General features: G+C 71.3%; 13 protein-coding genes. 7 read left to right on the top strand and 6 right to left on the bottom strand.

The window, feature by feature from the left end:
- Nucleotides 1–181 precede the first annotated feature (181 nt).
- Entirely contained in the window at nucleotides 182–1,528 is a 1,347-nt protein-coding gene (locus F1D61_RS07370; protein ID WP_203157236.1) for an MFS transporter, read from the top strand.
- Between the two features lie 165 nt (nucleotides 1,529–1,693).
- On the opposite strand, the gene F1D61_RS07375 is transcribed toward F1D61_RS07370, so the two are convergent.
- Nucleotides 1,694–2,536: a chorismate mutase gene (locus F1D61_RS07375; protein ID WP_203157238.1), complete on the bottom strand. Its 843-nt coding sequence runs from the start codon at nucleotides 2,534–2,536 to the stop codon at nucleotides 1,694–1,696.
- 264 nt (nucleotides 2,537–2,800) lie between these two features.
- Between F1D61_RS07375 and metX the strand changes: the two genes are divergently transcribed.
- Nucleotides 2,801–3,973 carry a homoserine O-acetyltransferase MetX gene (gene metX / locus F1D61_RS07380; protein ID WP_203157240.1) on the top strand — a complete coding sequence of 391 codons (1,173 nt, stop codon included), beginning with the start codon at nucleotides 2,801–2,803 and terminating at the stop codon, nucleotides 3,971–3,973.
- Nucleotides 3,970–4,629 carry a methionine biosynthesis protein MetW gene (gene metW, locus F1D61_RS07385; RefSeq protein WP_203157242.1) on the top strand — a complete coding sequence of 220 codons (660 nt, stop codon included), beginning with the start codon at nucleotides 3,970–3,972 and terminating at the stop codon, nucleotides 4,627–4,629. The genes metX and metW overlap by 4 nt, the downstream gene beginning before the upstream one ends.
- Before the next feature lie 24 nt (nucleotides 4,630–4,653).
- Here the strand turns inward: metW and F1D61_RS07390 are convergent, their stop codons facing one another.
- The 3 genes from F1D61_RS07390 to F1D61_RS07400 form a co-directional block, all read right to left on the bottom strand.
- Nucleotides 4,654–5,064 (bottom strand): type II toxin-antitoxin system HicB family antitoxin, encoded by a 411-nt coding sequence (locus F1D61_RS07390; RefSeq protein WP_203157244.1) that lies wholly within the window; start codon nucleotides 5,062–5,064, stop codon nucleotides 4,654–4,656.
- Nucleotides 5,065–5,075: 11 nt separating this feature from the next.
- Nucleotides 5,076–5,270, bottom strand: coding sequence for a hypothetical protein (locus F1D61_RS07395; protein WP_203157246.1), 195 nt, complete (start codon nucleotides 5,268–5,270; stop codon nucleotides 5,076–5,078).
- Nucleotides 5,271–5,396: 126 nt separating this feature from the next.
- Nucleotides 5,397–7,526, bottom strand: a complete 2,130-nt coding sequence (locus tag F1D61_RS07400; protein ID WP_203157248.1) for an FUSC family protein — start codon at nucleotides 7,524–7,526, stop codon at nucleotides 5,397–5,399.
- A 436-nt stretch (nucleotides 7,527–7,962) separates the two neighbouring features.
- Between F1D61_RS07400 and F1D61_RS07405 the strand changes: the two genes are divergently transcribed.
- Together F1D61_RS07405 and F1D61_RS07410 are read left to right on the top strand one after the other, a co-directional pair.
- On the top strand, nucleotides 7,963–8,358 hold the full coding sequence (locus tag F1D61_RS07405; protein ID WP_203157250.1) for a hypothetical protein: 396 nt from the start codon (nucleotides 7,963–7,965) through the stop codon (nucleotides 8,356–8,358).
- A 37-nt stretch (nucleotides 8,359–8,395) separates the two neighbouring features.
- Entirely contained in the window at nucleotides 8,396–9,295 is a 900-nt protein-coding gene (locus tag F1D61_RS07410) for a polysaccharide deacetylase family protein (RefSeq protein ID WP_203157252.1), read from the top strand.
- Between the two features lie 276 nt (nucleotides 9,296–9,571).
- Here F1D61_RS07410 and F1D61_RS07415 read toward each other — a convergent pair whose 3' ends face one another.
- Nucleotides 9,572–11,383, bottom strand: a complete 1,812-nt coding sequence (locus F1D61_RS07415) for an IlvD/Edd family dehydratase (RefSeq protein ID WP_203157254.1) — start codon at nucleotides 11,381–11,383, stop codon at nucleotides 9,572–9,574.
- A 225-nt stretch (nucleotides 11,384–11,608) separates the two neighbouring features.
- Here F1D61_RS07415 and F1D61_RS07420 point away from each other — a divergent pair, with 225 nt between their 5' ends.
- Together F1D61_RS07420 and F1D61_RS07425 are read left to right on the top strand one after the other, a co-directional pair.
- A complete protein-coding gene (locus F1D61_RS07420) occupies nucleotides 11,609–11,821 on the top strand; it encodes a hypothetical protein (RefSeq protein WP_203157256.1) in 213 nt (70 codons plus the stop codon).
- Nucleotides 11,822–11,929: 108 nt separating this feature from the next.
- Nucleotides 11,930–13,108: a pyridoxal phosphate-dependent aminotransferase gene (locus tag F1D61_RS07425; protein ID WP_203157258.1), complete on the top strand. Its 1,179-nt coding sequence runs from the start codon at nucleotides 11,930–11,932 to the stop codon at nucleotides 13,106–13,108.
- 295 nt (nucleotides 13,109–13,403) lie between these two features.
- Here the strand turns inward: F1D61_RS07425 and F1D61_RS07430 are convergent, their stop codons facing one another.
- Nucleotides 13,404–13,874 (bottom strand): DUF3237 domain-containing protein, encoded by a 471-nt coding sequence (locus tag F1D61_RS07430; protein ID WP_203157260.1) that lies wholly within the window; start codon nucleotides 13,872–13,874, stop codon nucleotides 13,404–13,406.
- Nucleotides 13,875–13,881: the final 7 nt, after the last annotated feature.

Genomic DNA, 13,881 nt, shown 5'->3' on the forward strand with positions numbered 1-13,881 from the left:
GAAGGGAAGTACGAGGAGGAGGCGCAAGTGTTTCACGGGCAGCCCGGACGGTCAGCATACGGCTTTCGTCGTGTACGCCGACCGGGGCTCCCGCGGGATTGGACGTTTTGTCCAGGCCCCCACATGGCCGGTTCTCCTCTAAGGAAGGGACCTTCGTAGAGTGACGAAGCAGGATTCCGATATGGCCACGATCACGGCGGACGACGCCGCCGCCAACTCCTCCAAGCCGGAACGGGATGCCCGCCTGGTCTCGTCGGAGCCGGGCCACGTCGCCCCCGGCGAGATCGCGCTCGGCGTCATCATCGGCCGCACCTCGGAGTTCTTCGACTTCTTCGTGTTCGGCCTCGCCTGCGTGCTGGTCTTCCCGCGCCTGGTCTTCCCCTGGGCCGATCCGGTGACCGGCACGCTGTACGCGTTCGGGCTGTTCGCCCTCGCCTTCGTGGCCCGTCCGGTCGGCTCGGTGCTGTTCATGGCGGTCGACCGGCGCTACGGCCGGGCCACCAAGCTCACCATCGCGCTGTTCCTGCTCGGCCTCTCGACCTGCCTCATCGCCTTCCTGCCGGGCTACGAGTCCTTCGGGCACTGGTCGGCCGTGCTGCTCGGCCTGTGCCGGATCGGCCAGGGCCTGGCGCTCGGCGGCGCCTGGGACGGGCTGGCCTCGCTGCTCGCCCTCAACGCGCCGAAGAACCGCCGCGGCTGGTACGCGATGCTGCCGCAGCTCGGCGCGCCGGTCGGCTTCATGCTGGCGAGCGGGCTGTTCGCGTTCTTCCAGCTCCAGCTGTCGGATGCCGACTTCATGGGCTTCGGCTGGCGCTACCCGTTCTTCGTCGCCTTCACGATCAACGTCGTGGCCCTGTTCGCGCGGCTTCGCCTGGTCGCGACGGAAGAGTTCCGCCGCCTGCTCGAGGCCGACGAGCTCGAGCCCGAGCCGGTCGTCGAGACGGTGCGGGCCACCGGCCGCAACATCCTGGTCGGCGCCTTCGTGCCGCTGGCCTGCTACGCCCTGTTCCACCTCGTGACCGTGTTCCCGGTCAGCTGGATCAACCTGTTCACCGGCCGCTCGGTCGGCGAGTTCCTGATGGTGCAGTTCGCCGGCGCCGTCATCTGCACGATGACGATCGTCATGTCCGGCCTCATCGCCGACCAGATCGGGCGGCGCTCGACCATCGCGCTCGCCGCCGCGCTGATCGGCCTGTTCGCCGTCGGCAGCATCGTCGCGCCGCTGCTGTTCGGCGACAGCATGCCCGGCCAGACGATCTTCGTGGTGGTCGGCTTCGCGCTGCTCGGCCTCGCCTACGGCCAGAGCTCCGGCGCCATCGCGGAGAATTTCGGCACCCGGTACCGCTATACCGGCTCGGCGCTCACCTCGGACCTCGCCTGGCTCGTCGGCGCCGGCTTCGCCCCGCTGGTCGCGCTCTACGCGTCGAGCCATCTCGGGCTGCCGTGGGTCGGGGTGTACCTGCTGTCGGGTGCGGTCTGCACGCTGGGGGCGCTGGGACTCAACCGGCGGCTCGGGGTGTCGGCGTAGCACCTCTCCCCTCCCCCAGGCGATCCCGGGCTTGCCCGGTATCGCTGCAAGTTGTGGGGAGGGGTCGGGGGTGGGGGTGGTGCCGTATAGAGCGAGGTGGTGCCTCCTGCACCACCCCCACCCCTAGCCCCTCCCCACAAGGGGGAGGGGAAGAGCCACTTCTTTCTACCCCTCCCCCACGCGGAACCGCGCCGCGTGGCTGCCGATCTCCTCGAATTCCCCCGGCGTCGCGCCCGCTTCCCCGAGTGCCGCCCGCGCATCCTCCGGGGTCACGCTCCCGGGCAAAGCCAGGAGCTGGCTCAGGCCCCCGCCGATTCCGGCGCTCGCCACCACCTCGCCGCCCAGTTCCGCCACCGCTTCCGCCGCGTCGTCGCGCCAGCGCTCGAACCGGGCGGCGTAGAGCACCCAGTCGCGCTGGGCCGCACTCGGGTCGTCGAGGGGCTTGGCGATGCAGAAGACCGGGGTGCCGGCCGGGTGGCCGGGCCGCTCGATGAAGGGCAGGCGCGCAATCACCTTCGGGCGGCCGGGCCCCGCGAGCTGGCGCCACCAGGCGCCCGCCGTCACGCCCTGGTCGAGGCGGAACACCCCGAGATCGCCGCGCGAGGCGGCGACCGCCGCGATGACCGCGGCGGCGCTCGGATGCGGCCGGTACGGCACCGTGAAGCCGAAATGGAACCGGGCCGAATCGCGCATCGGCGCGTCGCCGCCCGAGACGTCGGCATGGACCGCGAACGGCGCCTGCACGTAGGTGAAGGTCGCGATGATGACGCGCCAGATCCCCTCCACGGTGTCGAGGGGGAGCAGGCCCCGATGGCGCTCGGCGATCATCCGCATCATCGAGGCCTCGCGGCCGGGCCGGAAGGCGGAACCGGAGGCCGAGGTCTTCTTGACGGCGATCAGCCGGTCGATGATCCGGCCGCGCTCCATCAGGAGGTCGTGCATCGCCGAATCGATGCGGTCGATGTCGGCCCGAAGGGCGGCGAGGTCGGCGGGCGGGGTCGACGTCATGGCGTTCAAGGGGCGAGGCGGCGGGAAGATCCGTCTTACGACCGCCCGCGGCCGCGGGCCAGGGCCGCCTGAGGGCGCCGCCCCGGAGAAAACCCTTCCGTCGATTGACGGCGGGACAGCGAAGCCCTACCTCTTTCGTCCGTCGAAGCGGAATTTTCGGACGCTTTAACGGCCGGTCCGGTTTGGAGAACGAACCGCCTCCGGTTTTTCGCAAGCTTCAGCCTCGTCTCAAGCCCGCCATCCGGCGACAGCCCCGTGAGAAGCATGGCCACACCACTCCTGAAGCCCGGCGCCGAATCCGCCTCCCAGGCGGACGAGCCGACGAGCCCCGTCGCCCGGTTCGGAGCCGACGCGCCGCTGGCGATGGATGCGGGCGTGGACCTGGCGCCGTGGCAGATCGCCTACCAGACCGCCGGCACCCTCAACGAGGCCCGCAGCAACGCGGTGCTGGTCTGCCACGCGCTGACGGGCGACCAGCACGTCGCCAACACCCATCCGGTCACCGGCAAGGGCGGCTGGTGGGATCGCCTGGTCGGGCCCGGCAAGCCGGTCGACACCGACCGCTACTTCGTGATCTGCGCCAACGTGGTCGGGTCGTGCATGGGCACGACCGGCCCGGCCTCGCTCGATCCGGCGACCGGCCGGGCCTACGGGCTCGACTTCCCGCTGGTGACGATCCGCGACATGGTCCGCGGCCAGGCGATGCTGCTCGACCGGCTCGGCATCAAGGACCTGTTCCTGTGCATCGGCGGCTCGATGGGCGGGATGCAGGTGCTGCAATGGGCGGCGAGCTACCCCGAGCGGGTCTTCGCCGCGATGCCGATCGCCACGGGAGCCCGCCACTCGGCCCAGAACATCGCCTTCCACGAGGTCGGCCGGCAGGCGATCCTGGCCGATCCGAACTGGCATGGCGGGCGCTACCTCGATGTCGGCACGCGCCCCGCCAAGGGGCTCGGCGTCGCCCGGATGGGCGCCCACATCACCTACCTGTCGGAGCCGGCCCTCCACCGCAAGTTCGGCCGCCGGCTCCAGGACCGGGACGCCCCGACCTTCTCGTTCGACGCCGACTTCCAGATCGAGAGCTACCTGCGCCACCAGGGCATCACCTTCGTCGAGCGCTTCGACGCCAACGCCTACCTCTACCTCACCCGGGCGATGGACTATTTCGACCTCGCCGCCGACCATGGCGGCGTGCTGGCCAACGCCTTCCGGGGCACCAGGACGCGGTTCTGCATCATGTCCTTCACCTCCGACTGGCTGTTTCCGACCGCCGATTCGCGAGCGATCGTCCACGCGCTGAACGCCGCGGCGGCGCCGGTCGCCTTCGTCGAGGTCGAGAGCGACAAGGGCCACGACGCCTTCCTGCTCGACGAGCCGGCGATGATCTCGGCGGCCAAGGGCTTCATCGCGGCGGCAGCCCGGGAGCGCGGCCTGTGAGCACCGTCACCGCCTCCCTCGCCCCGGCGATCCTGCCCCAGGACGCCACCGGCTCCTCGCGCATCGACCACCTGGTGATGCTCAACCTCGTCGAGCCCGGCTCCCGGGTGCTCGACGTCGGCTGCGGCGACGGCTCGCTGCTCGCGCTCCTGCGCGACCGGCGCGGCGTCGACGGCCGCGGGATCGAATTGTCGCGCGAGGGCGTCAATGCCTGCCTCGCCCACGGCCTGCCGGTGATCCAGGGCGATGCCGACACCGACCTCGCGGCCTATCCGGACGACGCCTTCGACTACGTGATCCTGTCGCAGACGATCCAGGCGACGCGCCAGCCCAAGGAGGTCTTGGAGCACCTGCTGCGGATCGGCCGCCACGCGATCGTGTCGTTCCCGAATTTCGGCCATTGGCGGGTGCGCAGCGAGTTGCTGCTGCGCGGCCGGATGCCGATGACCGACACCCTGCCCGATCCCTGGTACGCCACCCCGAACATCCACCACTGCACCATCCGGGACTTCGTGGGCCTGTGCCGCCTCGTCGGCGCCCGGATCGAGCGCGCCTCGGCGCTCGACGCCTCGGGCCACCCGATGCGCTTCGCCCTGCCGTGGTGGGTGTGGAACCTCGTCGGCACGCAGGGGGTGTTCCTGCTGCGGCGGGGGTGAGGGCAAGCCTTGCGCCGGCGGAGGCTATCCGTCGGCCATGATCTTGTCCCGCGCCGCCGAGACGAGGAATGCCGAGCGCGTCACCCCGCGCTCGCGGGCGGCCTGGTCGATCATCGCGAGGGCGCCGGCATCGAGCGAGAGGTTCACCCGGACGGACCGGCCCTCATCGAGGACGAGCGGCACGGTCGCGACCAGGACCGCCTCCGCCACGGCTTCCGCCTCCTGTGGGTCGGCGAGGAGAGCGTCGGCACTGCGCGGCTCCGGCGCGGCGAGGCCGGCGACGAGGCGGTCGCCGATCCATTCGCGCAACGCCTCCCCGGCCTGGGCGATGGCTTCGTCGATCGTCGCTCCCATGGCGGTGCAGCCGGGGCAATCCGGAAAGGCGGCCCCGTAACCACCGGGCTCGCCGTCGATAAGGGCGATGTAGCGGGGCATCTCGTCCTCACTCAGATCCAGCCGGCAGCCTGGGCGATGACCCGGGCGACGCCAGGCGTCAGCGTCCGATGCCGGGGCACCATGATCTTTATGCCGGGTCGTTGCGGATGAGCGAATTTCTCGTGTTTCGCACCACCTTCGCTGAGCCAGCCTTCCGCCAGCAGGCGCGCGACGATCGCCCGAGCATCCATCTCGACCTTGGGCATCGCTGCGCTCCATGTGTATTTATTTATGCATGAAAGCTCGACGCATGAAAGGCTCTCCCCTCGGCTCCAAGGGCACTGAACCGGGCCGCCAGGATATGCAGGCCGCAGGCGTACCAGCGTCCCCGCTCACGGCGCGCCGGGCTTGAAGGGCGCCTCCTGACCGGGCGGCACGCCGGCCTCCCGCGCACCGATCCCCGCCCGCCGCAACGTCCCGGCCAGGAGTTCGACCTGCGCGGCGATACGCCCGAACGCCGCCGAATCCGCTCCCTCCGGCTTCGGCGGCAGCCTGTCGCCGGCCGCCGTCGCGGCGAGCGCCCGGGAGAGCCAATCCCGCCAGGCGCGCCATGCCTCGGCCTCCGCTCCCGCCGGCTCGGGCTCGTGGCACAGGATCGACAGTCGCCCGGCCATGCGGCGGAGCGTGGCGTCGGCGACCATCGCGGCCTCGATGCGGGAACGGCCGCGGCGCATCGGCTCCTGGAGGGCGCGGGAGAGCGCCGCTTCAAGGTTGTTGCTGGCGAGCCCCGCCGCCCGGGCGGCGGCCTCCGTGGCGGCGGGCTGGCCTTCGCCCAGGCGCTCCGCCACCACGGCCTCGGCGTAGCGGGCATGGGTCTGGAGGGCGGTGCGCAGCGCATCGCGCACCCGGCCCGGCTCCCAGAGCGGCCAGAGCAGCAGGCCGGCCAGCACCGCCACCGCGCCGCCGAGAACCGTGAACAGCGCCCGCATCCCGACGATCTCCCAGGACGAGTGGCCGGGCTCGACGAGTTCCACCAGCACCACGACCAGCGGCGTCAGGCAGGCGATGAAGGTGCCGTAGCTCACGCCCCGGGCCGCGAAGCCGATGACGCTGAGCGGCACCATCATGGCGGCGAGGATCGGCGGCGAGGTGGCGTAGAAGGCGAGCACCGCCCCGATCAGCCCACCGAGCACCGTGCCGCCGATGCGCTCCAGCGCCCGCTGCCAGGTGGCGGCGTAGAAGGGCTGCATCGTCAGCACCACCGTGATGGTGAGCCAGTGGGTGAAGGGGCCCGGCCACCAGAAGGTGACGGCCAGCGCCGGCAGCGCCACCGCGGTCGCCCGCACGGCGTGGCGCAGGTTGGCCGACGACCAGGTGAGGTTGGCGCGCAACGGCTGCAGCACGGTCTCGCGCCAGGGCGGGGCCGGCGCCCCGGCGAGCCCGCCGCCGCCGGCCAGGTCCTCCGGCCCCGACAGCTTGGCGCCGATCCGGACCCGGTCGAGGATGCGCTCGGCCATCCGGCGATAGGCCGGATCGGCATCCGAGGCGGGCCTGGCCCGGGCGAGCGCCCGCTCGATGCGCCCGAGATCCACCGGCCGGTCGCGGCGGATCGCGCGACTGAGGATCTTCAGCATCGGCGGCAGCAGGCGCAGGAGCCTGGCCGCCTCCGCCCGCTGCGCCGGGGTGGCGCGCTCGAGGTAATCCGACAGGGCGATCATCACCCCGAACAGCTGCTCGGCCGCCTCCAGCCGGATCAGCGCCCGGGCGTTGCGCTCGGAGAGCCGGGCGCGGCTGCGGGCCAGATCCAGCACCAGGGTGCGGGCGGCCTCGATGGCGTCGCGCACCGCCCGGCGATGGCCGCGCGCATGGGCCTCCCACACAGCGGGATCGGTGCCCTCGGGGTCGGCCGAGAGCCGGCGCAGGTCGCGGGCGAGACGCGACAGGCCGCGCCAGACGCCGCCGATCGCCAGATGGGCCGGCCGGTAGGGATGGAGCCGCCACAGCACCAGGGCCAGGAACGCGGCCCAGAGCCCGCCGGCCCAGAACATCCCGGCGACGACGACGCCCTGATGCGGCGTCAGGGCCCGGTCGAGGGCGAGGCAGAGCACCACCACCAGCACGTTGCCGACGGTCTGGGCCGGCACGCCCCAGACCCGCGCGAAGGTGCAGGCGAAGATGACGACGAGCGCCACCGGCAGCACCAGGGCGGGCCCGTAGCCCTCCATCACCCCGAAGGCGCCCCAGACCACGCCGCCGATCCCCGCAAAGGCGAGGAGCGCCCGCAGCCGCGGCCGGATCGGCCCGCCGATGTCGCAGAAGCAGGTGAGGTTGGCGGCGAGCGCCATGGTGAGGAGCGGCGGCCAGGCCAGCCACCATTCGATGAGGATGATGCTCGCGAAGGCGACCGCCGCCCGCAGGCCCTCGGCGACGTTGATGCCGGCGAGGTCCGGCGCCATCGGCAGCCGGGCGAGATCGGGACCCGGCTCGCGCAGGGTGCCGCGGCGGAGGGGGAAGGGTTTCATCGGGCGGGAGGGGTCACGGGGCGTGTGGGTCCTCGCGGGGCGTGCGGGTCCTCGCGGGGCGTGCGGGTCCTCGAAGGGCCCGCTCGCGTGGCAAGCCGCGTGCCCCCTTCACCCGTTATAGGAAGCGGGGCCGCCCCGTGTACCGCCCGGGCCGGCGGGCGTGGGTGGCGTGCCGCGCCGGGAAGCGGATCGTGGTCATGGGCCTCCGGCCGGTCGTTCTCGGCGCGCCGGAGAGATCCAGACCCGAGGGCGGCCGTGGGAGGCGCGGAGACCGGAGGATCGTGCCCGGGATTCGTGCGGGCCCCAGGGTGGCGAGACCCGCCCGGACGATGGTCCAGCCCCCGCCACCCTGGCGCCCGCGCGCGGCCGCGCTACGTTCGAGACCGCGCCGAAGCCCGGCCCCAGACCGTGCGGCATCGTCCGGAGGATCCCCGCCATGCGTCCGACCCCGCTCCTCGCCCTCGCCGGGGCGCTCCTCTGCGCGCAGGCCAGCGCGCAGGGCATCCGCAACGCCCCGCCGCCGCGGGCGCTGGAGACGGCGGCCTACATCTTCGCGGCGGCCAATGTCTGCGGCTACCGCATCGGCACCGCGCCGTTCGAGGGCTTGCTGGCGCGCTACCAGGTGACGATCGACGACGTGCGCCCGCCCCGAGGCCCGTTCGGCGCCAAGGTGCAGACGATCTTCACCCTGATGTCGAACCAGATGATGCAGAACCGCGACGCCTCCTGCCGGGCGGTGGCCGGCGAGTACGGGCCCGAGGGCACCATCGTGCCGGGCATCCTCCTGCCTCCCGTCCCGGCGGAGGCGCCGCCGCCCGCCAAGCAGCCCTGAGCACAAGGCATGCAGCCATGATCCCACGGAGACACCGATGAGCGACGAGGCCCGCCCGCATGGGCGCTACGCCTACAGCCCCCTGCCGCGCCGCCCCGCCTATGACTGGCCCGGGGGGAAGCGGCTCGCGGTCTACGTCGCGCTGAACGTCGAGTGCTTCGATTTCGGCGGCGGGCTCGGGGCCGAGCTGGCGCCGGGCGGGCCACAGCCGGACGTGCTGAACTACGCCTGGCGCGACTGGGGCAACCGCGTCGGGGTGTTTCGCCTCGCCGACCTGTTCGACGACCTGTCCCTGCCGGCCTCGGTGCTGGTGAACAGCCGCATCTATGCCGACTGCCCGGGCCTGATGGACGTGTTCCGCGCCCGCGGCGACGAGGTCGTGGGGCACGGCCGCAGCAATGCCGAGCGCCAGGGCACCCTGCCCGAGGACGACGAGCGGGCGCTGATCGCCGAGGCCACCGCGATCCTGGCGCGCGAGGAGGGCAAGCCGCCGGCCGGCTGGCTCGGCCCCTGGATCTCGCAGAGCCGCACCACCCCCGACCTGCTCGCCGAGGCCGGCTACCGCTACCTCCTCGACTGGTGCCACGACGACCAGCCGACCTGGTTTTCCACCCGCAACGGCGGGCGCATCCTCTCGGTGCCCTATCCGCAGGAGCTGAACGACATTCCGTCGATCGTCGGGCGCAAGGATTCGGGTGCGCAATTCGCCGAGATGATCGTCGACACCTTCGAGGAGATGCGCACCGCCTCCGAGGCCGCCCCGCTGGTGATGGGCATCGCGCTCCACCCCTACCTCGTCGGCCAGCCGCACCGCCTGCGGCCCCTGCGCCGGGCGCTGGCGCACATCGCGCAACACCGGGACGACGTGTGGATCACCCGGTCCGGGGATATCGCCGATCACGCGATGGCGTTGCCGGAGGGTCTGGTGGCGGGCTGATCGCCATTCCGCAGGCCGCGGACGGCCGGTACGGAAGCGACAGCTGGCTCGGTGCTCCCACCGACGACCTCATCCTGAGGTGCCGCGCAGCGGCCTCGAAGGAGGGCTCCAGAGGTCTCGGCGCTAGCTGGAGCCCTCCTTCGAGGTCAGTCGATCTGCGATCGACTGACACCTCAGATGAGGTCGTCGGTGGGAAAGCCGAGGTCGCGGGCTTCACCATCCCGAAAGAAGATCCTCTACCGCCCCGAACCGTCACCGGTCCGGGGCGGCCGCCTGTCAGTGATTGTCGCGCGGCACCCCGTGCGTCTGGGCGATGCGCTGGAAGGCCTCGGAGCCCTTGAGGATCATGCCCTCGGAGAGCTGGTCGACCATCGCGCGCTGGATCGCCTGCCAGGGGGTCTGGCTCGCCGGGTAGGGGTAGCCGCCCCGGGCGTTGAGGTCGTCGCGGCGGCGCCGGATCTCCTCCTCGGGGAGCAGGATGTCGGCGGTGCGCTTGTTGAGGTCGATCCGGACCCGGTCGCCGTTCTGGAGCAGGGCGAGGCCGCCGCCGGCCGCCGCCTCCGGCGAGGCGTTCAGGATCGAGGGCGTGCCCGAGGTGCCGGACTGGCGCCCGTCGCCGATGCAGGGCAACGACAGCACGCCGCGGCGGATCAGCTCGCCCGGGGGCTGCATGTTCACCACCTCGGCCGCGCCCGGATAGCCGATCGGCCCGGCGCCGCGCATGATCAGCACCGTGTGCTCGTCGATCTCGAGCGCCGGATCGTCGATGCGGTGGTGGTAATCCTCCGGCCCGTCGAACACCACGACACGCCCCTCGAAGGCGTAGGGATCCTCGGGGTTGGCGAGGTAGCGGTCGTAGAACTCCCGGCTGATCACGCTGGTCTTCATGATCGCGGAATCGAACAGCGAGCCCTTGAGGTTGAGGAAGCCGGCGCGCTCGCGCATCGGCTCGCCATAGGGCTTGATGACGTCGCGGTCCCAGGTGTGGGCACCGGCGCAGTTCTCAGCAACGGTCTTGCCGTTGCAGGTCAGCACGTCGGCGTGGAGCTTGCCGGCCTCGAGCAGCTCCGACATCACCGCCGGCAGGCCGCCGGCGCGATAATATTCCTCACCGAGATACTGGCCGGCGGGCTGCATGTTGACGAGGAGCGGGATGTCGTAGCCGACGCGCTCCCAGTCGTCGCAGGAGAGCGGCACGCCGATCAGCTTGGCGATGGCGTTGATGTGGATCGGCGCGTTGGTCGAGCCGCCGATGGCGGTGTTGGCGACAATCGCGTTCTCGAACGCCTCGCGGGTCAGGATGTCGGAGGGCTTCAGGTCCTCCCACACCATGTCGACGATGCGCTGGCCGGTGGCGTAGGCCGCCTGGCCGCGCTCACGGTAGGGCGCGGGGATCGCCGCCGAGCCCGGCAGCGCCATGCCGAGCGCTTCCGCCAGCGCGTTCATGGTCGAGGCGGTGCCCATCGTGTTGCAATGCCCGTCAGAGGGCGCCGAGGAGGCCACGATGTCGAGGAACTGCTGGTAGTCGATGTCGCCGGCGGCATGGCGCTCGCGGGCCTTCCACACCACGGTGCCCGAGCCGGTGCGCTCGCCGCGGCTCCAGCCGTTCAGCATCGGGCCGACGTTCAGCGAGATCGTCGGGATGTTCACGGTGGCGGCCGCCATCAGGCAGGCCGGCATGGTCTTGTCGCAGCCGGTGAGCAGCACGACGCCGTCGAGGGGATAGCCGTACAGCACCTCGACGAGGGACAGGTAGGCGAGGTTGCGGTCGAGCGAGGCGGTCGGCCGCTTGCCGGTCTCCTGGATCGGGTGGCACGGGAACTCGAAGGCCACGCCGCCGGCCGCCGTGATGCCCTCGCGCACGCGCTTGGCGAGTTCGAGGTGGTGGCGGTTGCAGGGCGACAGGTCGGAGCCGGTCTGGGCGATGCCGATCAGGGGCTTGCCGCCGCGCAGCTCGCCGACGGTCAGGCCGAAATTGAGGTAGCGCTCGAGGTAGAGCGCGGTCATGCCCGGGTTGTCCGGGTTGTCGAACCAGAGGCGCGAACGCAGGCGGCTGGCGTCGATGCGGGGGCGCGGCGTCTGGGCCATGGCGGGGTCGTCCTTCCCGAATTCGTTCTTGTCGAGAACCGTTCCGGGGAACCTATGGACCCGGCCGGTGCAGGAAGGCAACACCGTCGCGCGCATGGCCGGAACGCCCGCGGATGCGACCCCGACGAGCCATAAGTTTATCGCGCGGGTGCTGTCGCAAGGCCGGGGAGCGGTGCTATGAGGCCGGCTGAACCATACCGCTCGATCGTTCGGGGGAGCCGCCCAATGAGCCAAGAGAAGACGACCAACCCGCTGGTGCCGATGGCCATCGTGGTGTCGATCCCGGTCCTCGTCTGCCTGATCATCATGCTGACCGATGACGGCATCGAGCGCTCGCTGCTCTGGGCGGCGATCAAGACCGGCATCATCCTGATCGTGCTCGGCGGCGCGATCTCGTTCGGCGTCAGCCGGCTCGCCGAGAAGAACACCTCGCGCTGATCGATCCGTCCCGGCGGCGGCCAGGGCCGCGGGACGACAGGGCGGGGCCTCGCGCGCCCCGCCTCGCACGCCATCCCTCGCACGCCATCGAGGAAACGAGAGACCGCCATGCCCGTGATCGTCCCCGCCTTCTCGCGCATCGGGGAGGAGAACGCCTTCGCGGTCCTCGCCCGCGCCACGGCTCTCGCCCAGGCCGGCCGCGACGTGATCAATCTCGGCATCGGCCAGCCCGACATGCCGACCCCGCCCCACGTGGTCGAGGCGGCGGTGAAGGCCCTCCAGGACGGGCACCACGGCTACACCCCGGCGACCGGCATCCTGCCCCTGCGGGAAGCCGTGTCCCGCGACCTCGACCGGCGCCTCGGCGTCCAGGTCTCGCCCGACAGCGTGATGATCGTGCCCGGCGGCAAGGTCACCATGTTCATGGCGATCCTGATGTTCGGCGAGCCGGGCGCCGAGATCCTGTATCCGGATCCGGGCTTCCCGATTTACCGCTCGATGATCGAGTTCACCGGCGCGACGCCGGTGCCGGTGCCGATCCGCGAGGCGAACGGCTTCGCCTTCTCGGCCGAGGAGACGCTCTCGCTCATCACCCCGCGCACCCGCCTGCTGATCCTCAATTCCCCCGCCAATCCCACGGGCGGCGTGACCCCGAAGGCCGAGATCGACAAGCTCGTCGCCGGCCTCGCCGCGCATCCCGACGTGACGATCATGTCGGACGAGATCTACGGTACGATGACCTATGACGGCGAGCGCCACCACACGCTGCTCGCCTATCCGGAGATCCGCGACCGGCTGATCTACCTCGACGGCGCCTCCAAGACCTACGCGATGACCGGCTGGCGCCTCGGCTGGTCGGTCTGGCCGGCGCCGCTCTACGATGCCGCCCGCAAGCTCGCGGTGAACTCGTTCTCCTGCGTCAACGCCGCGACGCAATGGGCGGGCATCGCGGCCCTCGACGGGCCGCAGGATTGCGTCGCCGCCATGATGGCCGAGTTCGACCGCCGCCGCCTCCTCGTGGTCGAGGGGCTGAACCGCCTGCCGGGCGTGTCCTGCATCACCCCCAAGGGCGCCTTCTACGCCTTCCCGAACATCTCCGAGACCGGCTGGAAGGCCAAGGCCCTGGCCTCGGCGCTGCTGGAGGAGGCCGGCGTCGCGACGATCGGCGGGCCGGATTTCGGCGTGCATGGCGAGGGCTACCTGCGCCTGTCCTACGCGAACTCGGCGGAGAATATTTCCCGGGCGCTGGAGCGAATCGGGGCGTTCCTGGAGGGGAACCGGCGCTGAGGTACCGGCTCGACGTTTGTCCGGGCGTCGTGGCGTGCCGATCTGCTTGGTGGATCTCTACAGATTTTGAATTCACCGCGTCATTCCGGGGCCGCGCAGCGGAGCCCGGAATCCAGAACCACAGTTGCACAAGGATAAAGCGGACCGCAATCCGCTTTTTTCTGAACGATCCGCGGCTCTGGATCCCGGGCTCCGCTGCGCGGCCCCGGGATGACGCGGAGGGTGTCAATTTTGCTGCGGGAACTCAAGACAGTCCCTGGACACAGCGGGATCGATTCTCCGAGCTTCAGCCGCCTCACATCACCCCATACACATCGTAAACCGGCCCCTCCGGCAGCCGCTGCCCTACCCCCACCGCGACGATCCGGTTGAGCCAGGCCAGATCCTCCGCCCCGGTCTCGAAGCGCAACGCCGTGCGGAAGTAATACGCCTCCGGCGCCACCGCCTCACCACGACCCAGGCGGGCCAGCACCTCCGGCGGGCCGGCGCGCAGGCCGGTATACTGGCAGTAGACGAGGCCGCTGCCCGACGCCCGAAGCGTCAGGCGCACGTCGAGATGCGTGGTGCCATCAGACTCGACCCGCAGCCAGTCGCCGGCCGGGCCGGGCAGAACCTCAGCCTCGAGGCGCGGGCCCGAGACGGTGCCGCCGGTCACCGGCACGACCCGCAGCTCGGTGCCGCGGGAGGGGCCGATCGCCTGCGGCGCCCCGACCGTGAGCGCGATGCGGAACAGGAACTCGGTGCGGAGCGGCAGCGGCGTATCCAAGACCATG

Source organism: Methylobacterium aquaticum (genome assembly GCF_016804325.1).
GTDB classification, from domain to species: Bacteria; Pseudomonadota; Alphaproteobacteria; order Rhizobiales; family Beijerinckiaceae; genus Methylobacterium; species Methylobacterium aquaticum_C.